This window comes from Nodosilinea sp. LEGE 07298 (genome assembly GCF_015207265.1).
Taxonomy (GTDB): Bacteria; Cyanobacteriota; Cyanobacteriia; order Phormidesmidales; family Phormidesmidaceae; genus Nodosilinea.
This window is the reverse complement of record NZ_JADEXE010000018.1, coordinates 1-18,936: the sequence shown is the minus strand read 5'-3', so window position 1 is coordinate 18,936 and position 18,936 is coordinate 1. Positions and strand designations below refer to the sequence as shown.

The 18,936-nt window shown below is 57.2% G+C and carries 14 protein-coding genes and 1 pseudogene; 9 read left to right on the top strand and 6 right to left on the bottom strand.

The genetic code is table 11. From position 1 onward, the window contains the following. Positions 1-3 precede the first annotated feature (3 nt). The 3 genes from IQ273_RS04325 to argS all read right to left on the bottom strand — a co-directional run bounded on the left by IQ273_RS04325 (position 4) and on the right by argS (position 6,717). Positions 4-1,203: an adenylate/guanylate cyclase domain-containing protein gene (locus tag IQ273_RS04325; RefSeq protein WP_194021944.1), complete on the bottom strand. Its 1,200-nt coding sequence runs from the start codon at positions 1,201-1,203 to the stop codon at positions 4-6. A 12-nt stretch (positions 1,204-1,215) separates the two neighbouring features. Then, positions 1,216-4,569, bottom strand: coding sequence for an MHYT domain-containing protein (locus tag IQ273_RS04320; RefSeq protein ID WP_194021943.1), 3,354 nt, complete (start codon positions 4,567-4,569; stop codon positions 1,216-1,218). Between the two features lie 390 nt (positions 4,570-4,959). Further along, positions 4,960-6,717, bottom strand: a complete 1,758-nt coding sequence (gene argS, locus IQ273_RS04315; protein WP_194021942.1) for an arginine--tRNA ligase — start codon at positions 6,715-6,717, stop codon at positions 4,960-4,962. 99 nt (positions 6,718-6,816) lie between these two features. Between argS and IQ273_RS04310 the strand changes: the two genes are divergently transcribed. The 5 genes and pseudogenes from IQ273_RS04310 to mnmH all read left to right on the top strand — a co-directional run bounded on the left by IQ273_RS04310 (position 6,817) and on the right by mnmH (position 9,820). Next, complete coding sequence (locus tag IQ273_RS04310) at positions 6,817-7,272, top strand: cupin domain-containing protein (RefSeq protein WP_194021941.1); 456 nt, start codon at positions 6,817-6,819, stop codon at positions 7,270-7,272. Continuing rightward, positions 7,269-8,045 carry a DUF429 domain-containing protein gene (locus IQ273_RS04305; RefSeq protein ID WP_194021940.1) on the top strand — a complete coding sequence of 259 codons (777 nt, stop codon included), beginning with the start codon at positions 7,269-7,271 and terminating at the stop codon, positions 8,043-8,045. The genes IQ273_RS04310 and IQ273_RS04305 overlap by 4 nt, the downstream gene beginning before the upstream one ends. 60 nt (positions 8,046-8,105) lie before the next feature. Continuing rightward, positions 8,106-8,378: pseudogene (locus IQ273_RS35665) on the top strand (DUF4160 domain-containing protein). 29 nt (positions 8,379-8,407) lie between these two features. After that, positions 8,408-8,761 (top strand): hypothetical protein, encoded by a 354-nt coding sequence (locus tag IQ273_RS04290; protein ID WP_194021938.1) that lies wholly within the window; start codon positions 8,408-8,410, stop codon positions 8,759-8,761. A 3-nt stretch (positions 8,762-8,764) separates the two neighbouring features. Next, positions 8,765-9,820 carry a tRNA 2-selenouridine(34) synthase MnmH gene (gene mnmH, locus IQ273_RS04285; protein ID WP_194021937.1) on the top strand — a complete coding sequence of 352 codons (1,056 nt, stop codon included), beginning with the start codon at positions 8,765-8,767 and terminating at the stop codon, positions 9,818-9,820. A 100-nt stretch (positions 9,821-9,920) separates the two neighbouring features. Here mnmH and IQ273_RS04280 read toward each other — a convergent pair whose 3' ends face one another. Next, a complete protein-coding gene (locus IQ273_RS04280) occupies positions 9,921-10,256 on the bottom strand; it encodes a hypothetical protein (protein ID WP_194021936.1) in 336 nt (111 codons plus the stop codon). A 319-nt stretch (positions 10,257-10,575) separates the two neighbouring features. On the opposite strand from IQ273_RS04280, the gene leuC reads away from it, so the two are divergent. After that, positions 10,576-11,988 (top strand): 3-isopropylmalate dehydratase large subunit, encoded by a 1,413-nt coding sequence (gene leuC, locus IQ273_RS04275; RefSeq protein ID WP_194021935.1) that lies wholly within the window; start codon positions 10,576-10,578, stop codon positions 11,986-11,988. A 324-nt stretch (positions 11,989-12,312) separates the two neighbouring features. Next, on the top strand, positions 12,313-12,999 hold the full coding sequence (locus IQ273_RS04270; protein WP_194021934.1) for a Crp/Fnr family transcriptional regulator: 687 nt from the start codon (positions 12,313-12,315) through the stop codon (positions 12,997-12,999). Here the strand turns inward: IQ273_RS04270 and purN are convergent. After that, a complete protein-coding gene (gene purN / locus IQ273_RS04265; protein WP_194021933.1) occupies positions 12,996-13,640 on the bottom strand; it encodes a phosphoribosylglycinamide formyltransferase in 645 nt (214 codons plus the stop codon). The two genes, IQ273_RS04270 and purN, sit on opposite strands and share 4 nt — an antisense overlap. A gap of 82 nt (positions 13,641-13,722) precedes the next feature. On the opposite strand from purN, the gene IQ273_RS04260 reads away from it, so the two are divergent. Together IQ273_RS04260 and IQ273_RS04255 are read left to right on the top strand one after the other, a co-directional pair. Beyond that, positions 13,723-16,590, top strand: coding sequence for a zinc-dependent metalloprotease (locus tag IQ273_RS04260; protein ID WP_194021932.1), 2,868 nt, complete (start codon positions 13,723-13,725; stop codon positions 16,588-16,590). 364 nt (positions 16,591-16,954) lie between these two features. Then, entirely contained in the window at positions 16,955-18,589 is a 1,635-nt protein-coding gene (locus tag IQ273_RS04255; protein ID WP_194021931.1) for a DUF3370 domain-containing protein, read from the top strand. Positions 18,590-18,644: 55 nt separating this feature from the next. Here IQ273_RS04255 and IQ273_RS04250 read toward each other — a convergent pair. Further along, the coding region (locus IQ273_RS04250) for a helix-turn-helix domain-containing protein (RefSeq protein WP_228052311.1) at positions 18,645-18,936 on the bottom strand (292 nt) is incomplete at its 5' end.

Below are 18,936 nucleotides of genomic sequence, written 5' to 3'. Positions count from 1 at the left end.
GGGTTAGCCGCAGCACAGGGCAGAACCTGTAGGATGCTCCAGGACCGTAAGCTGGGTAGGTTTGGGGATAGCCTGCTCTTGGGGAATCAGCCAGTAGGTGGTGATGCTGTCGCCATTCTTCAAACCAATTGGGCCTCGGGGCTTGAGGGTAAAGTGGTCTTTGAGGTGGGTATAGGTCAACTCTGAAACCTGAATTTTGCCCGCCTCACCAGTCGTCTCCATGAAACTGGCAATGTTGACGGTGTCGCCCCAGAGATCGTAAATAAACTTGCGAATGCCGATGACTCCAGCTACGACACTGCCTGAATTGATGCCAATGCGCAACTGGAAGGGATGACCGTCGGGCCGCTGGAAGTCACTGATGGTGGTCTGCATATCCAAAGCCATCTGGGCGATCGCCTGGGCGTGGTCAGACCGGGGGCAGGGTACTCCGGCAGCTACCATATAGGCATCGCCGATGGTTTTAATTTTTTCTAGCTTGTACATAGCGGCCAGTTCATCGAACCGAGAAAACATTTGGTTGAGCAAATGAACTAGCTCGCAGGGGGCCAGCTGAGCCGCTACGGGGCTAAAGCCCACGATGTCGGCAAACAAAATCGTGACGGCGTCGAACTGGTCGGCGATCGCCTGCTCCCGCTCCTTAAGGCGCTGAGCAATTTGAAAGGGCAGCACGTTAGTCAATAGCTCTTCAGAACGCTGCCGCTGACGGCGAAGCTCGGCCTCAGCCTGCTGACGTTCTTTAATTTCGGCCTGAAGCTGCTGATTTTGAATCTCTAGCTGCTGCTGCTGTCGCCGCAGGGCTAGCTGGTGTTTGACTCGCAGCAGTACTTCGTAGGCCATAAAGGGCTTAACGATATAGTCGGCGGCCCCCAGGCCAAAGGCCTGCTCTTTTTCGGTTTCGGCGTCGCGGGCGGTCAGAAAAATAATTGGAATGCTTTGGGTGCTCTCGCTGACTTTAAGCTGACGGCAGACCTCAAACCCATTCATGATGGGCATAGTGATGTCAAGCAAAATCAGATCTGGAGGGGCCAGCGCAATGGCATTGAGGGCCAGTGCACCACTAATAGCCTTACGGCAGCGGTAGCCCTCAGATTCCAGAATGGTGGATAACACCCGTAGGTTATCGGGAATATCGTCTACCAACAGAATGTCTGCATCTTTAATGCCTGCCTCCTGATGGAGAGGGGGTACAGCGGTAGTCATAGGTTCAATCGGCTACAGGGAAATGGTTGAGGGGGGGACAGCGGTCAGATCGATAATGACATCGAGGCGAAAATCGTTGACCAGACGATTTAACCGCTGGGCTAGGGGGGCTTGACCGGGGGGTAGTTGGGCAATCAGCTGGCGCACGCGGCGGTCGTCAGCAGCCTGGGCGGCCTGATGAATTTGGCTCAGCCAGTCGGGGGTAAGCACACTAAAGTCGGCCTCGGTAAGAGGGCGATGATCTTTAATCGAGCTTTGCCCACTGTAATCGGGCAAGGCTGCGATCGCCCCTTGCGACCAGTCTTTGACCGTCGCGCCAGCTTCGCTCTCAGGCCTAGGCCCAACGGTGTACTGATAGGTAAGGCCCAGGCTGCGGCCAATGTGATCGAGCAGCACCCGCCGCTGAAGGGGTTTGGGCAATACAGCATTACAGCCTGCCACAATGCAGTCGGAACGCTGCTCTTCAAAGACGCTGGCGGTAATTGCAATAATCGCAGTGGTATCGCCCCCAGGTAGCTCGCGTACCCGCCGCGCCACTCCATAGCCATCGAGCACAGGCATGCGCATGTCAAGGCAAATCAAGTGAGGTTGCCACGACTGCCACAGGTCAAGGGCCTCTTGGCCCTGACTGGCTTCACAGACCTCAAACCCAGCTCCTTCAAGCCAGTGGCGAATTAGCAGTCGGCTCTCGGCCGCGTCATCAGCGACTAAAATCCGGGGAGCGGACTGATGGAGAGCCAGGTGCATGATGTCGTGCTCTGGCTGCTCTGACTTGGCGGTGATGGTCTCAGTGAGCCGGTCTTTGACCATCGTCGCCATACCCACGGGCAAGCTAACAATGAAGGTTGACCCTGCCCCAGGCTGGCTCGTTACCGTAATATCGCCCCCCATCAGCTGGGCAAAGTTGTAGCTGAGCGATAGCCCCAATCCGGTGCCTTCGGCAGAGCGCCGCCCCGACTGGGTCTGGTGAAAGGGCTGAAACAAATGGGTAATTTCTTCTGAATTGATGCCTACGCCTGTATCTTGCACCTCAATGCTGAGACGGTAGGGCCGAGCCGAATCGCCCAGGTTCTGCTGCAGGCGCGATCGCACCACAACACGGCCCTGAGGCGTAAATTTAATTGCGTTGCCAATTAGGTTAATTAAAATCTGCCGCAGCTTGCCCTCGTCAATCCAAAGCTGATGGGGCAGCGGCGGGGGCTGCACCACCTCTAGCTGAATTCCCTTGGCCTCAGCCTTGAGCTGCAGCAGGTCACCTACGGCCTGGATCAGCTGGTGTAGGTCAAAGGCCCCTTCATTCAGGGTAATTTTGTTGGCCTCAATTTTGGCCAGCGACAGCACATTATTGACTAGCCCCAGCAGGTGGTTGCCGCTGCGGTTGACAATAGCAATCAGATCGCGGTGGGCGGAATCTAAACTATCGTCGTCATGCAGAATTTGGGTAAACCCCAATATGGCGTTGAGGGGGGTGCGCAGTTCGTGGCTCATGCTGGCTAAAAAGTCGCCCTTGGCCTGGCTAGCAGCATCGGCGGCACGCTTGGCTACCGCTAGGGCCTGGGCTTGCTGTTGGGTCTGCCGCAGCAGGTCGGCCTGTTGTACAGCCGTACCTAGGTGAGTACCGACCTGAAGCACCATTTTGACCTCCTGACGGGTCCAGGTGCGGGGGTGATGATGGGCGTAGACGCCTAGCAAGCCCCAGAGTTGACTGCCAGCAAAAATTGGCACAATCACGTAGGCACGCACCTGCCATCGCTCTAAAAACTCCAGGTAGCAGGTATTGAACCCTTCGGTGTAAATATCGTTGACGCGGTGGTAGGTGCGGTCCTGGCGATAGGTTTCTGCCTGGGTCTCTTGCAAGTAGGTGTCTTCGAGCAGCAGGTAGCCGTCATCAAAACCGCCGTTTTGCAGCTGGCGAGCACCGCAGTCATCCTGCTCAATGAGGCGATCGCTGACTATCGCCGTCGCCAGCGTAGAAGGGGCCGTGGGGTCAATGAGCGCTTCGGCCACTACGGTACCGCTCCAGTCAGGGTTAAAGCGGTAGATCCAGACGCGATCGCAGCTGAGAGCCTGCTGCAATTCTTCAGTGGTGGCGGCAAAGATAGCTTCCAGATCGAGGGTTTGGCGCATGCGCTGTACGATCTGCATTACCGCTTTCTCGCGGTTGGCCACAGCCCGTACCGCCACTTCGGCCTGCTTTTGCAGCGTAATGTCGCTACAGGTGCACACGACTCTTTCCACCTGCCCAGCCTCGTTAAGCTGAGGGTCAACATTCACTAGCAGCCAGCGTGGCGAGTTGGCCTGGGTAGCACTGACCCCAATCACTACATTTCCCAGGGGCGCTTTTTGGGCGATCGCCCGCTGCACCGGTAGCTCCTTCTCTAAAAAAGGCGTACCGTCCTCGCGCTGAATATAGCCAGCTTGACCAAACACCAGGGGGTGGCTTTCTCTCTCAGGCAGGTGCAGCAGCTGCTGAGCCGCTTGGTTACGGATTAATATTTCGGCCTTAGCGTTGAGCAGCAGCGCCCCCACCGCCATATCACGAATTAAAGCCCGAAAGCGCTGTTCGCTATTGGCCATGGCCACCTCCTGCACGCGCTGCTGGGTGAGGCTTCGATTAATCCGCAGTGCGACTAGGGTGATGATCAAGATGACGGCGGCTCCAAGCCCTACCGCCAGGGCTAGCCACGGAGCATCTAAGTTGGGCAACGCTCCTGCATCTATGGTCAAATCATGGGTCAGATCGTTAGTCAAATCATTGGGCTGAAATGCTGTGGCAGCCATAGCAGTATAGTGTAGGCCACCAACGGCAACCCCCAGGGCTGGTACTGCTAACTTAGCAAACCAGGGCTGCCCCTGCCCGTGACGGCGCTGCGGCCAGAGGTTGAGCGCTAGCGCTGCCGTTGAAGCGACCACGGCAATGACCACCGAGAGGGCAACTAGGGGCCAGTGGTAGCTCAGGTGAGCCGGTATTTCCATCGCCGCCATGCCGGTGTAATGCATCCAGGCGATCGCCAAACCCATGGCGAGTCCACCCGTTCCCAGCCCAGACCAGCTTAAGTTGGGGCGACTCACCAGCGCTAGCGCCACACTAGCCGCCAGCACCGCACTCACCAGCGACAGGCCCGTCGTCAAAAGGTCGTAGGTTACCGGTATGGGCAGTTCAAGCGCCAGCATACCGATAAAGTGAGTAGCCCAAATACCCGTACCCATGGCTAGCCCACCGCCAATTAGCCAGGGCCACTGGTAGCGCTCTATGCCTAAAATTTGCCGTCCTAAACTCAAGGTGGTGAAAGACGCTAGCGCTGCAACGCCCAAAGACAAGCCGATCAAGCCAGCATTGTAGTGTCCAACTACCGCGTAGGGCATTGTGATAGTTTCAACCAAAAACTTAAAAACTAGTCTGAGATGCAACCCTAGTCTTCCCGAAAATGTGCCTCTACTTACCAGCTATCGGTATCAGAGCACACAATCTTTTTGAAACTGCATTACTTCTATGAAAGTAGCTTACAAAACATCAGTATAGGCATGCTAAAAGCCCCTAATCCAAGGGGACTTCAAAACCTTTCAAAAAGAGAAACATGCGCTGCTAAATATGAGTGGCAAAATTACCGTTTAGATATCAGGGTATCCCTTCAGGATAGATGCCCTGATTAAGCTCTGATGATGCACCTATCTTGAGGAAAGCAAGTTTGAAACAGAATGTCTCCTGCCTTTAGGAGGATGTCAGCTGAACTTAGCAGTTGTGCGCAGCAATTTTCACATGCGTTCTAGCACTCGAATGCCTAGCAGCGACAGACCTAGTTTAATCGTTTTAGCGGTTAGATCACAAAGCAGCAGACGGGAGGTGCGCTGGGGTTCTGCCGCCTGAAGCACCGAGCAGCGATCGTAGAACTGGTTAAACTTTTGGCTCAGCTCAAATAGGTACTGGCAGAGATAGTTGGGGTAGAGATCGCGGGCAACTTCTTCCACCAACTGACCGAGTTGGAGCAGATGTCGGGCCAGGGCAAACTCGGTCTCATCTTCGAGGTGAATGCGGGCCTCGGCGGGCAGGTGATCGAAGTCAATATCGCCCTTACGGCTAATCCCCTGAACCCGTACGTAGGCGTAGAGCATATAGGGGGCTGTATTGCCTTGGAGAGCTAGCATTTTGTCGAAGCTAAAGATGTAGTTGCTGGTACGGTTGTGGCTCAGGTCGGCATACTTTACGGCACCAATGCCTACGACTTCGGCTGCGTTTTGAATGAAGGCTTCGGTTTCTTGCCGCTCCTCAGCTTGAATGCGATTTTCTAGATCGGCGCGGGCGCGGCTGACCGCTTCATCGAGCAGATCCTTGAGACGGACTGTATCGCCAGCGCGGGTTTTAAATTTTTTGCCGTCTTCACCCTGCACCACGCCAAAGGGTACGTGGGTGAGTTCGATACCACTGGGAATCCAGCTAGCCTTGGCGGCTACCTGAAACACCTGGGTAAAGTGGTTGCTCTGCCCGGCATCGACTACGTAAAGCACGCGATCGGCCCCATCCTGCTGAATGCGGTAGCGAATGGCGGCTAGGTCAGTGGTGGCGTAGTTGTAGCCGCCGTCAGTTTTTTGAATGATCAGCGGCTGCGGGTCACCGTCTTTGTTGGTGAAACCTTCGACAAAGACGACCTTGGCACCCTGGTCTTCGACCAGTAACCCCTGGGCTTCTAGATCTTTTACTACGTTGGCTAACAGAGGGTTGTAAAAGGATTCGCCGCGTTCTTGAATGTCAATATCGAGGCGATCGTAGAGTGTTTGAAATGCTTTACGCGACTGCTCACAGAGAGCTTTCCAGGCTTTGGTAGCGGTATCTTCGCCCGATTGCAGATCGACGACGGCTTCGCGAGAGCGAGTCTTGAAAGCATCGTCTTCATCAAAGCGTTTTTTGGCCTGCTTATAAAAGGTCACCAGATCGCCGATGTCTACCGATGAACCCACTTCTAGCGCTTTGGGGCAGACCTCCTTCAAGTGGGTAATCAGCATGCCAAACTGGGTGCCCCAGTCGCCAACGTGGTTGATGCGCAGTACATCGTGGCCCATAAACTCCTGCACGCGGGCAATGGAGTCGCCGATGATGGTCGATCGCAGGTGGCCCACGTGCATTTCTTTAGCAATATTGGGGCTAGAGAAATCGACAATTACCTTTTGGGGCTGCTCGGCAGGGGCCACCCCGAGGCGCGGGTCGGCCTGCATCGCCCTGAGCTGATCTTCTAGATACTGGGTTTTGAGCCGCAGGTTAATAAAGCCAGGGCCAGCTACTTCGGGCGGTTCGCAGAGGTCGCTAACGTCTAGGTTTTCAATGATTTGGGTGGCAATGTCACGGGGTTTCTGCTTGAGCGGCTTGGCCAGCGACATGGCTAAATTGGCCTGGTAGTCGCCAAACTTAGGGTTAGTGGTGGGCACCAGCATGGGGTCGGTACCGGCTAGCTCTGGGCCAAAGGCCGCGACCAAAGCTTGGTCAAACTGAACGGTGAGTTGTGCCAGTGTAGACTTCATGGTGTGTTTTCCCTAACCTCTGACTGAGAAATCTGTTTGCTGCTGCCGTAGGGTGGGCACTGCCCACCAACCCATTTACGCTACTACGGGAATTGACCTATGACCGATCCTCATCCACTACTGACCGCCGCGACAATCGCAGCTCTACCCGAGGCTGTCTTTGTTCACCCTCTTAATCCTAGGGCAATCCGCCACGGCAAGTCGCTGGGCGACGAAACCGGACTGCATCACCTGGGCATTCACCTGGTGCGGGTCGAACCGGGCCACGACTCGACCCAATACCACGTCCACCAGGCCGAGGAAGAGTTCATCTATATTCTCTCAGGGCGGGGACTGGCAGAAATTGGGGCAGAAACCGTTGAGGTTGGCCCCGGTGACTTTATGGGCTTTGCCCCTGGGGGGCTAGCCCATAGCCTCAGCAACCCGTTTACCGATGATTTGGTTTACCTGGTAGGTGGCATGCGATTGGATTTCGACATTTGCGACTACCCCCGGGTCAACACCCGCCTGTACCGCCGGGGGCTAAAGCGGGATTATGTGGATCTGGAAGAATGAGCGAGTCTTACCACCGCTTTCTCGGCGTTGACCTGGGCTGGCAGAGTGGCCCCACAGGCTTGTGCTGCCTGCATCTGGAAGATAAAACACTCAAATTAGTAAGGCTCGATCGCCTTCAATCCACCGCCGACATTCTCGCCTGGATTTCGCACTGGGCTGACGGTGCAGCCAATGCCGTGGTCGCCGTCGATGCCCCAACCCTGATCCCTAACGAAACCGGGATGCGCCTGCCCGATCGCCTGGCCCACAAGTACTTTGGCCGTTACGATGCCGGCTGCTACCCCGCCAACCAGGGCCGTCCCTTTGCCGAAAAGCTGATCGCCTTTGGCCTAGCGCTCGAATCCCTGGGCTTTGCTCACGTGCCCCACAGTCCAGCCCGACCCCAGGGCTGGTTTCAGCTGGAGGTGTTTCCTCACCCGGTGACGGTGCACCTGTTTGGCCTCAGCAAAATTTTTAAGTACAAAAAAGGCACCCTGGCCCAGCGACGGCCTGAGCTGGAGAAACTGCGCCAGCATCAGCTTGACGTGCTGCCAACCCTGGAACCTGCTCTCAACCTGGAGGACTCTGATCTGCCTGAGATTCCGCTCACAGGGGCGGCCATGAAGGCGGTAGAGGACCAGCTCGACAGCCTCACCTGCGCCTACGCGGCGGCTCACTGGTGGACCTGGGGCATGGAAAGGAATTGGGTATTGGGCGATCGCGATGAGGGATACATTGTGGTGCCTGCTCCTCTTAACGGGGCGACTCCGACCGCTACACCGATGCCTAACTGAATTGTCTTAAGAGACAACTCATTGTCTGAAAGTACAATTAGTTATGCTGTGGTCTATACAATGCCGCCTGTATCACACCCCTTCCGACAGGGATTGTTGGTCGTTTTGATGAACTACAACGACCATGCACCACCCCATGTCCATATCAAGTACCAAAACGATTACGGTAGCTACCGAATTGAAATTAAGTCTCGGCAATAGATACAACCCGGCAAATCACTACCACCCAAACTAAAGCGCTTAATCGAAGCTTGGGTAGACGCTCACGAAGAAGCTCTTCTGGAGCAGTGGCAACGAGCAATGCACGGCAAACCAATTGAAATTGTGGGGTAAAGGTCTTGATGTGGGAGACTTGGCGAACGTTGGCCACCAATACAACCCAGTGGCAAAACAATCATGAAAACGGGTTACTCAAGGCCGAGTATTTAGATGCATATGTGCTGAGGCTCTGGTTTGAGGCTTCATTAGATGTGGAGATTTACGAGTTAGATTTCTACCCTCTGCTGATTGAGGAAGATTCTGGCCCAGCACTTTTGCCCTTGAGAGATTTAGAGCGATTTCAGTTTGTGAAGGGAGATTACGCTTTGATTTGGCCAAATCCAAATACCGGAGCCTACGATGAGCTGGCGATCGACCTGGCTCCCGAATGCGTACGTTTCTTTTGCGATCGCTACGGCAAGCTGATAAAGCCGACGAAATTTGTAGCAATAGCCTGATTTATGCCAAAGGTTCTCGATATCGACAGCTTTTTATGCGGCCCTGGTCCAATTTTGGACGTTCGCAGCCCAGGGGAATACGAGCATGGGCACATCCCTGGGGCCGTGAGCTTCCCATTGTTTACGGATGACGAACGCGCTAAAGTCGGCACCTGCTACAAACAGGTGGGGCGCGAATCGGCGGTAGAACTGGGCTTTGATATCGCTGGCCCCAGGTGTGGCGAGTTCGTTCGCGCGGCCAAGGCTTTGGCCCCCGATCGCCACATTCGGGTGCACTGCTGGCGAGGGGGTATGCGCAGCGGCGGCATGGGCTGGATTTTAGAACTGGCCGGGTTTACCGTCCGTATTCTAGATGGCGGCTATAAGGCGTACCGCCGCTGGGTACGCGAAACCCTAGCGACACCAAAGCCGATCACCATTCTGGGGGGCATGACGGGCAGCGGCAAAACGCTGATTCTCAACGAGCTGGTCGCCATAGGAGAACCTGTGCTGGATCTCGAAGCTCTGGCCAACCACCGGGGCAGCAGCTTTGGAGCGCTGCTGCTGCCACCCCAGCCTTCGACTGAGCAGTACGAGAATTTGCTGGCGGCACAGTGGGTAAGCTTCTCGGGGAATCGCCCCATTTGGCTGGAGGCCGAGAGTCGCCGGGTGGGCACCTGCCGCATTCCTAGCGAGCTGTTTGCGCAGATGGAGACGGCTCCGGCGGTGGAGGTGGTGCGATCGCTCGATGAACGCCTCGATCTGCTAGTCGATATCTATGGCGAGGCGTCTACGCAGGATCTGGTAGAGGCGACCGAGCGAATTCGCAAGCGCCTGGGGGGCGATCGCACCCAAGCTGCCGTGCAACACATTCAGTCCGGGAACCTGCGCGCCGCTTGCGCGATCATTCTCGATTACTACGATCGCGCCTACCGCCACGATCTGGAGCGCCGTCGCCGAGTCATTCCACAGGTTGACATTAGGGGCCTTTCCCCTGCCGATAGTGCCCAGCGGCTGGTTACCCAGCGGCCACAGCTACTTTACCCGCCTGGTCCGGGTCTTCCAGTTGAGATTGGATAGAAGAATGGCGTAGAAGAACAATTACTAAAAACGCCAGAACTAGAGCGCTCTAGTTCTGGCGTGGATATTGGTTAGATATTAACCGTTGTGATCTTTAGCCCTAGGCGTTTGGCTGCGTGGTCACATTGGTCGCGCCATCTACGGTCATGGCAATTTTCTTGGCCTGATCCAGTACGCTCTCGGCATCGGAGTTGTACTTCAGCACCACGGTGGAACCGGTTTGGGCCACCCACAGACCCACACTGTCAGACAGCCCGGCTTCGTCAAACGCCAGGGCCACTCGCTTCGCCAGACCGCTCTCGTCGAACTCACCATCAATGCCCACCTTGGCGTCATCGATTTTGGCTTTAGAGGCAGCCTGCTTGACATTAACTTTGGGGGAGGACTTAGCTTTTTCTTCTTCTTTCTTACCGAACAGCTTGCCTAGAAAACCCATGATGTATCTCCTAAATAAATCGAACCATTTTGTCTGGTACAGACTAGCCCTGGTCAAGCGTTCAATGCTTTACCCAGTGAAGTAGCCACACCATGCTGAGACTTACCAGGAAATCGTAAAGAATTGATAAAGGGGCAGCAACGGCCGCTGGATACAGTTGTCAACTCAACCTCTAGAGATATTTGCTTGAGCTGTGGGGCAGGGGTTTTGGGCTAAAGGCTTTGGGCTAAGATAGAACACTGGCAACGCATTCGCCGCCCCTTTCAACGCCAGCTTTCAACGCCAACTAAGTTTCACCGTTTTTGCCTACAGGTTTGCTATGAGCAAGGGTACGCTGTTCGACAAAGTTTGGGATTTACACACTGTTGGCACGCTGCCATCGGGTCAAACTCAGCTGTTTATTGGTCTGCACCTGGTGCACGAAGTTACCAGCCCCCAAGCCTTTGCCATGGTGCGCGAGCGCCAGCTGACGGTGATGTACCCCCAGCGCACCGTCGCCACCGTCGACCACATCGTACCGACCGAAAGCCAGGCCCGTCCCTTCGCTGACCCTTTGGCCGAGGCGATGATGCAGGCGCTGGAGCAAAACTGTCAGGAGCACGGCATTCGCTTCTACAACATCGGCTCGGGCAGCCAGGGCATTGTCCATGTGATTGCCCCCGAGCAGGGGCTGACCCAGCCGGGCATGACGATCGCCTGCGGCGACAGCCACACCTCGACCCACGGCGCGTTTGGCGCGATCGCATTTGGCATTGGCACCAGCCAGGTGCGCGACGTACTGGCCTCTCAAACCCTGGCCCTGGGAAAGCTCAAGGTGCGCCGCATTGAGGTCAACGGCGAGCTGCCCGCCGGGGTCTACGCCAAGGATGTTGTGCTGCATATCATTCGCACCCTGGGGGTCAAAGGTGGCGTGGGGTACGCCTACGAGTTTGCTGGCACCGCCATTGAGGCGATGTCGATGGAAGAGCGCATGACCCTCTGTAATATGGCGATCGAAGGGGGCGCTCGCTGCGGCTACGTTAACCCCGACCAGATTACCTACAGCTATCTCAAAGGGCGCGACTTTGCCCCCAAGGGTGCCGCTTGGGATGAGGCTGTAGCCTGGTGGCAAACCCTGCATAGCGACGCCGACGCCGAATACGACGACTTAGTGGTGTTTAGCGCCGCCGACATTGGCCCCACCGTAACCTGGGGCATTACCCCCGGTCAGGGCATTGCCATTCACGAAACCCTGCCCCGGCCCGAAAGTCTACCTGACGAAGAGCAGGTGCTAGCCCAAGACGCCTTTGCCTATATGGATCTCACCCCTGGCCAAAGCCTAAAGGGCACCGCCGTTGACGTGTGCTTTATTGGCAGCTGCACCAACGGGCGGATCAGCGACCTGCGCGAGGCCGCCAGGATTGTACAGGGCCACAGTGTGGCCGCAGGGGTAAAAGCCTTTGTAGTACCCGGCTCTGAACGGGTGAAGCAGGAGGCCGAGGCCGAAGGGTTAGACCAGGTCTTTACCGCCGCAGGCTTTGAGTGGCGGGAGGCGGGCTGCTCCATGTGTTTGGCCATGAACCCCGACAAGCTCCAGGGGCGACAGATCAGCGCTTCCTCGTCAAACCGCAACTTTAAGGGACGCCAGGGGTCTGCCTCAGGGCGCACTCTGCTGATGAGCCCGGCGATGGTAGCAGCAGCGGCGTTGGCAGGCCAGGTAACCGACGTGCGCGACTACCTGCCAAAGGCCTAGGCCTTCTTTCGGTGTGGCTGAGTTGAAGCATGAATTTGGGTAAGGGCAAACGGCCGTTTGCCCTTACGAGAGACTCGGGCGAAATGTGTTGCAGATAGCCAAACCCACTGTGGCTGGTGCGGCAGATCACAAACATTAATGAACTATTTGCCTGGGCTTAACCTAATTTGAGGAGTTTCTTAATTTAAGCCGTTGAAGATGATGGCGGGGAACCCTGCTGCCATCGAGTCGGAATCGACCCAAGCTCGATAACTATATATCGCGCTTTGACTGTCGCGCTTTTTATGGGCTAGCAGGTTACCTCGGCGAACTCTAGGTAACCCAGTGTCTGTAACCGCAACTTCCGCTGCCCGCGATGCTGCTATCGACCCTCGCAGCCACCAGACCTTCATTCAGCTCCTAGAGCAGTTGTATCGTGAGCGTGCCTTGGTACCCTACGCGGCGGGGCGGCCCATGCCGCTCCGGGCTGACGAAATCTTGATCATTTGCCGAGGAATTGTCCAGCTCTTCACCATTCAGCAAGACGGTAGCGAGACCCTGCTTGGCTTGGCTGGGCCGTCGATGCCCGTGGGGTTGCCCCTGACCACCGTTGACCCCTACTGGGCCACCGCCCTCACCGATGTCGATGTGCTGTCGCTGCCGATGGCCGAAATTGAAGGGTCTTCGGTGCTCATGGCGGGCATGTTTCGCAATATCACCCTGCGGATGCAGCAGGTTGAAGCGTGGCTAGCCCTCTCAGGTAAGCGCCTGGTCGCCGATCGCCTCAAGCACTTTTTGCTTATGCTGGCCCAAGACTTTGGCCATGTTGAACCCGGTGGTATTCGCATTCCGATGCGGCTGACCCACCATCAGCTGGCCACCGCTATTGGTACCACCCGAGTTACCGTTACTCGCCTGCTCAAGGATTTTAAAACCGAGGGCTGGCTGACTATCGATCAGCGCCACATATTACTTCAGCTCGATCCTCGGTTTCCGGCCAACCAGCTCGTCAACCCTATGGCTCAGCGCTAGATCGACAAATGGCTCATGGCAGCCAGGGCGATCGCAGCCGGGTAAATGCGGTGCTCCTGTACCTGAATGCGAGCCTGGAGGGTCGTCGGGTTGTCGGCTGGCTCCACCGGCACCGCCGCCTGCATGATTACCGGGCCACTGTCGACCGCCAGTTCAACCTGGTGCACCGTGCAGCCCGCCACCTTGACCCCTGTCGCCAGCGCCTGCTCTACGGCCCGCAGCCCTGGAAAACTGGGCAGCAAACTGGGGTGGATATTGAGCACCTGATGCGCAAACGCGTCGATCAGTACCGCCGTTACGCAGCGCATCCAGCCCGCCATAATCACCCAGTCCACGCCGTGGGCCTGGAGTGTTTGCACAATATCGTGGTCGAGGGCTTCACGGCTGGGGTAGTGGCGATGGTTGAGCAATACCGTCGGTAGCCCCAGTCGGGCAGCGCGCTCGGCCACTCCTGCGCCAGGATTGTTGTACAAAACTACGCAAATTTGGGCGTGCAGTTCGCCGCGCTCGATGGAATGGGCGATCGCCTCCAGGTTGCTGCCATTGCCCGAGGCCATGACCCCCAACCTTAGCGGCTGCTCAAACCGGGGCCACACCACAGGCAGCGGTGGCGAAACAAGGACAGGGGCAGTCTCCAGCATAGGGTCAGAAAATAGTGAAATTGGGGTCTATCATATGACAACACGAAACGCCTCTATCGCAGGGGCATAAGGAGTGCGCTGGGTGAAGCGGGGCATACGGTTAGGACTCATTTTTTTCTGCGGGCTGGCGATCGCGGCGGTGCTCTGGTGGGTGCCCGGCGATCGCGCCACCGCCTACTCTCCCTCGGTTGAATCGCCCCCAGCCCCCTTCCTCTACGCCCAGGCCAATGAGGCCGCTAGCGAGAACGACGGCGGTAGCAACTCCACCCCCAATGCCTCCACCCCGGTTGAACCCGGCAACCTCAAACCCTTCGACGATGTAGTCAGAGGGCTAACGGTTTCGACAGGGCTGTTTACGATCTACCACGATTTGCAGCGCAATCGAGCTCTGCTGGGGCTCAAACCCAGCCAGCTGAACCAAAATCTGCTGTTTATGGCCAACCTGGAGTCGGGGCTAGGAGAGCTGGGGCTGTTCCGGGGCTGGCCCGTCAACGATTTAATGATTCAGTTTCGCCAGATTCCTGACAACCGTATCCAGGTGGCGGTGCCCAATGTGTACTTCCGCGACCCCCAGCCCCAGGCTCAGCGGCTGCTGCGAGAATCCTTTGGCGACTCGGTGCTTACGACCCTGCCCATTCAAGCCATCCACGGCGACACTGGAGAAATTCTGCTCGATCTAAAAGATTTTTTGATCAGCCGCGACCCCGCTAACCTATCAGCTCAGTTTCCGTGGGCCTTGGGCAGCTATGCAGTCAGCGCCGAGGCATCGTACCTGGGGCCAGTCAAGGCCTTTCCTAACAACATAGAACTTGAAGCGGTCATGGGGTTCTCGGGCGGAGGCAGCACGACATCGCCCTTTTCCCTGGGGCTCAGCAGCCTGCCCGACAGTCGAGGGTTTAACCTACGGGTGCGCTATAGCTTGTCGGCCATTCCTAAGCACCCCACCTTCCACGCTCGCCAGGCCGATGAACGGGTAGGCTACTTTATCACCGCCTACCGATCGCCAGGTCGACCCGGCATTTCAGATCCCTTTGTGCGCTATATTCACCGCTGGTATTTAGAAAAGCAGGACCCCGCCGCTGCCCTCTCCCCCCCTAAAGAACCGCTGGTCTTCTGGGTTGAAAACACGACCCCTGTGGAGTACCGGGCCGCGATCGCCGACGGCGTGAACTGGTGGAATGCTGCCTTTGAGCGAGCCGGCTTTACCCAGGCGATCGACGTGCGCCAAATGCCCGACAACGCCGATTGGGACCCTGCCGATGTGCGCTATAACGTCATTCGCTGGTCAGACTCGCTGTACCCCTGGGCTAGCGGACTGGGGCCAGCCCGGGTCAACCCGCTGACCGGCGAAATTTTAGATGCCGATATTATTCTCGATGCCAGCATCGTGCGCGACCTGGCACTGGAGTACGACACTCTGGCGACTGGGGCAACCTCCATGGCAGGCCCTATGGCAGGCGGGCTATCCCCCTGTGGGCATCCCCTGGGCGATCGCCTGATGGCACGCCTGTCTGCAAGCACCGACCGACCCCGGACCAATGCGCCCCAGCGGATCGACGCAATGGACTACTGTGCAGGCCTGCGAGGCGTTCAGACCACGGCCTTTGGGTCACTGGCCGTTGCTACGCTAGCGCCACCCTTCTCTAGCCGCGAGGCCAAAGAGACCTACATTCAGCAGTATCTACGGGTACTTACCGCCCACGAAGTCGGCCACGTGCTGGGGCTAAGACACAACTTTTTGGGCAGCACGCTGCTATCGCCCACAGATTTAAATGACCCAGCTAGGACACAGTCGCAGGGCATGGCCAGCTCGGTCATGGACTACTTACCCCCCAACCTGGCCCCCCCGGGTCAACCCCAGGGTGACTACTTCCCTACCCAGCTCGGCCCCTACGACCTGTGGGCCATTGAGTACGGCTATCGTCCGGTCAGCAACCCCATTACCGCCCAGCGAGAGCTGCGGCCGATCGCCGATCGCGCCGGAGCCGCTGAGCTAGCCTACGCCCCCGATGAAGATGTCTTTGCCATGCTCGACCCCATGGCCAGCCCTTGGGATATGAGCGACGACCCCCTGAGCTATGCCGAGGGTCAGATGGCGATCGCAAAAACGATCTGGGACCGCCTAGATTGGTATTCGGTCAACCCCGGCGAGGGCTACGGCCAGCTGCGACAGCGGGTTAACCTGGTCTTTTTTCACTACGACATGCAGGCCACGATTATCGCCAATTACATCGGCGGGCAGCGCTTTACCCGTACCGACCCCTGGAGTTCTGGCGGGCAGGCCCCCTTCGCACCGATCGCGGCAGCGGAGCAGCGGCGCGCCCTAGATGTCCTCAACCAGCGGGTGTTTGCCCCCGATGCCCTGACGCTATCGCCAGAGCTAATCAACCGCCTTGCCCCCGATCGCTGGATGGACTGGGGGCAAGACCCCTTCGTAAACCGCATTGACTACCCCATTTACGATCGCCTCTTGTTTACCCAGGCCTTTACCGTCAGCAACCTGCTAGACGGCTATCGCTTGCTGCGGCTGCGCGATAGCGAGTTCAATCAGCCCAGCGGCGAGGCGTTTACCCTGGCAGAGCTATTCGACACCCTGGGGCAATCGATCTGGGCTGAGGTGCTCAACCCGCCCGCCCAGTCCACGGCTATCTCCAGCCTGCGTCAGGGGCTCCAGCGACACTACTTAAATACGCTGACTAGCCTAGTACTGCGCAACCATGGCTCTGGCGAAGGAGTTACCAATCTGCTCGGGTTTGTGGCCCAAGAATTTACTGCGGGTGCACCCGAAGAAGCCCGGGTGCTGGCTCGCTACCAGCTCAGGCAGCTCCAGGAGGCAATTGCTCGACACCTTCGCCAGGGTCAGCGACTGGATGTGGCCACCGTAGCCTATTTGGAAGATGCCAGCGATCGCATTGTGAAGGTGCTTGATGCGCCCCTGCGAGGTCAGTAGCTCAAGCTAGGAAATCTATAAAGATTCGATGATTTTCCCTAAAACACAGCCAAATACCCCGCCCCCCAAGGTGGTATTGTGGATCGGGCCAATATAGTTTTGGCTTCCTATCGGTCACGGTTACCTTTCTCTCGTCACGCTAACAAACGGCAGTCCCCAGCCTGGCTGCCCAGTTTAGTTAAGCCCTTCAGGCAAACGGAAGCCGTTGCCAGGGTCGTCGTCTACTGCTTCAGGATTATCATTCCCTGGGCACACTAAATTCACTGGTACACCAAGTCCAGCTTGGGATCTGGAGTTTTCCCACCGGCAAAACTCCACTTCTGGACTTGAATTTGGTTTATTTTGGTCGTTCCGCGGGTTATTCATGCTGAGTGCGTTAGTCGCTATCACCCTTTCTCCTCTGTTTGCTCAACTTCCCCCCGGCGAGGTCACCCCTACCCCCGAAACCAAAACGGTAGTTATTCCCCGCGATGGCAGCTACGCCGAGGTCATCCGCTACCAGGAAGTACGGCCCCTGCCTGGCGGCCTAGATGAAATTCCTGTATTTAACAGCAACAGCCCCGAGGTCGTGCAGCAGAACGGCATTCTGCTCTCCACCTTCCCAAAAGACGGTATGGCCTCTCCCGAGGCTCACCTTGATTACGCCTTCAATGGTCGCTTCGACATCTTCGCCCACCACATCGCTCGGGGCGTGAACCCCGACGATCGCCGCACCCTGTTCATGGGTGTAGTGGTTTACAACCCCGGCACCGAACCCGTCGACATCACCATTCACCAGGGGGTAAGCTACCTTAGCCAGGAAGCCCCCTTCATCAACCTGCCCGACGCGCGCCTGAGCAGCAACGGCAATGTTTTTGCTGGCCCCGGTAGTCGCACCACCACCGATATTCTGCGCGGGGCCAACCAGTCCCACTGGCCCGATCGCATTACCGTTCCGCCGGGTCACGTGCAGCTATTGATGAATACCCCCATTCCCCTTCGCCAGCTATCGGTGCCCGTCAACGGTAGCTATCCCCAGGGCAGCGCAATTCCTAAACCACCAGTGCGTCCTGTTAGCCTCACTGCCGCCGATGCCCAACTCAATCCAGAGAACGGCGAAAGTAATTCTTCTACCTCCCCCCGCCCGATCGCACCTCGCCCCATACCCAGCAATGGTCGCACGGCCATGATGTACCTCTCCAGCAGCGGTCCGGTGCACGTCGCTAGCCTGTCCCGCTATGCCGACCTACTGCCCAACGGCAACGAGCGCGTGCCGACCCTGCAAGACTGGCTACAAGTGCTCAAGCAAGGCCGCTTAGCTGGCCCCCGCGACATTCCCCCCTCCGACCCAGAAACTTACCGCTTTGGGCGGTTTTACTATGGTCGAGTGGCTGGAGTCGCCAAGGGTGCCAACTGGAAGGCCACCGTTACCGACTCTCCCGATACCGACGTGCTGACGATTCCGGCACCGGGCAACGCCTTCTCCTACGTCATTAGCTCCGTAGACCGCAACACCTTTGGCACTGGGCAAATTCAGAGCGCCCCCATGGTCGCCCGCTACTCAGACACGGCCTATCGCGCCCACGGCAACTACGGCGTGCGCTACAGCCTCAAGCTCCCCTTTTACAACAATCGAGGCTCTGAGCAGACCATCACTCTCAAGTTTCAAACCCCCATGCGCGACGAAGACCTCGTCCAGGGGCTCAGGTTCCGTCGGCCCCCCGAAGATCGCGTTTTCTTCCGGGGCACCGTGCGCTTGAAGTTTAAAAACCAGATGGGCCTAGAGCGCACCCATTACGTTCACCTGGTGCAGCGTCGCGGACAGGAAGCCGAGGCACTGCTGAGGCTCAACATTCCTGCCGAGGCCCGTCAAGATCTTGAAGTTGATCTGGTCTATCCTCCCGATGCCACTCCGCCTCAGGTCATTACCGTGCTCAATGGCGGCATTCCCGAGGTATTTGAGGCCGAAACCATTGAGATGTCCCCTTCACCAGCGCTCAGCCGCGATCTCCCACATTAGCTTTGGTCTATAGCTACGCCAGCTAGAAGGGGTTTTGGCTGTTCTCAAACTAGCGTTAATCGAGCGCATTCCAAAGTTTATCGGGCACGGTACGAGGCTTACGCGAAACCAGGTTGGGCTTAAATAGGGCCGGGTTTGAGGCCTCATCAGTGGTTAAAAATCCCGCTGCGAGCAGATTGTCCAGCATGTTCTGCACGGCAGCGGGTTCCGCCTGGGTATGGGCCACAATATCGGCCAGGGATGCACCCCGCTGACGCACCAGCCAATTTACCAGGGTGCGCTCTGCATCGGGTAATCCCAGCAGGTCGGTCATGAGTTTCGGTCCGGCAGCAGCAGTCCACTGGTGC

Coding starts and splice junctions, on each gene's coding strand:
- argS (WP_194021942.1), bottom strand. CDS start 6,717: ATGAAGTCTACACTGGCACAACTCACCGTTCAGTTTGACCAAGCTTTG.
- purN (WP_194021933.1), bottom strand. CDS start 13,640: ATGCTGGAGACTGCCCCTGTCCTTGTTTCGCCACCGCTGCCTGTGGTG.
- IQ273_RS04305 (WP_194021940.1), top strand. CDS start 7,269: ATGAGCGAGTCTTACCACCGCTTTCTCGGCGTTGACCTGGGCTGGCAG.
- IQ273_RS04310 (WP_194021941.1), top strand. CDS start 6,817: ATGACCGATCCTCATCCACTACTGACCGCCGCGACAATCGCAGCTCTA.
- mnmH (WP_194021937.1), top strand. CDS start 8,765: ATGCCAAAGGTTCTCGATATCGACAGCTTTTTATGCGGCCCTGGTCCA.
- leuC (WP_194021935.1), top strand. CDS start 10,576: ATGAGCAAGGGTACGCTGTTCGACAAAGTTTGGGATTTACACACTGTT.
- IQ273_RS04320 (WP_194021943.1), bottom strand. CDS start 4,569: ATGCCCTACGCGGTAGTTGGACACTACAATGCTGGCTTGATCGGCTTG.
- IQ273_RS04325 (WP_194021944.1), bottom strand. CDS start 1,203: ATGACTACCGCTGTACCCCCTCTCCATCAGGAGGCAGGCATTAAAGAT.
- IQ273_RS04280 (WP_194021936.1), bottom strand. CDS start 10,256: ATGGGTTTTCTAGGCAAGCTGTTCGGTAAGAAAGAAGAAGAAAAAGCT.
- IQ273_RS04255 (WP_194021931.1), top strand. CDS start 16,955: ATGCTGAGTGCGTTAGTCGCTATCACCCTTTCTCCTCTGTTTGCTCAA.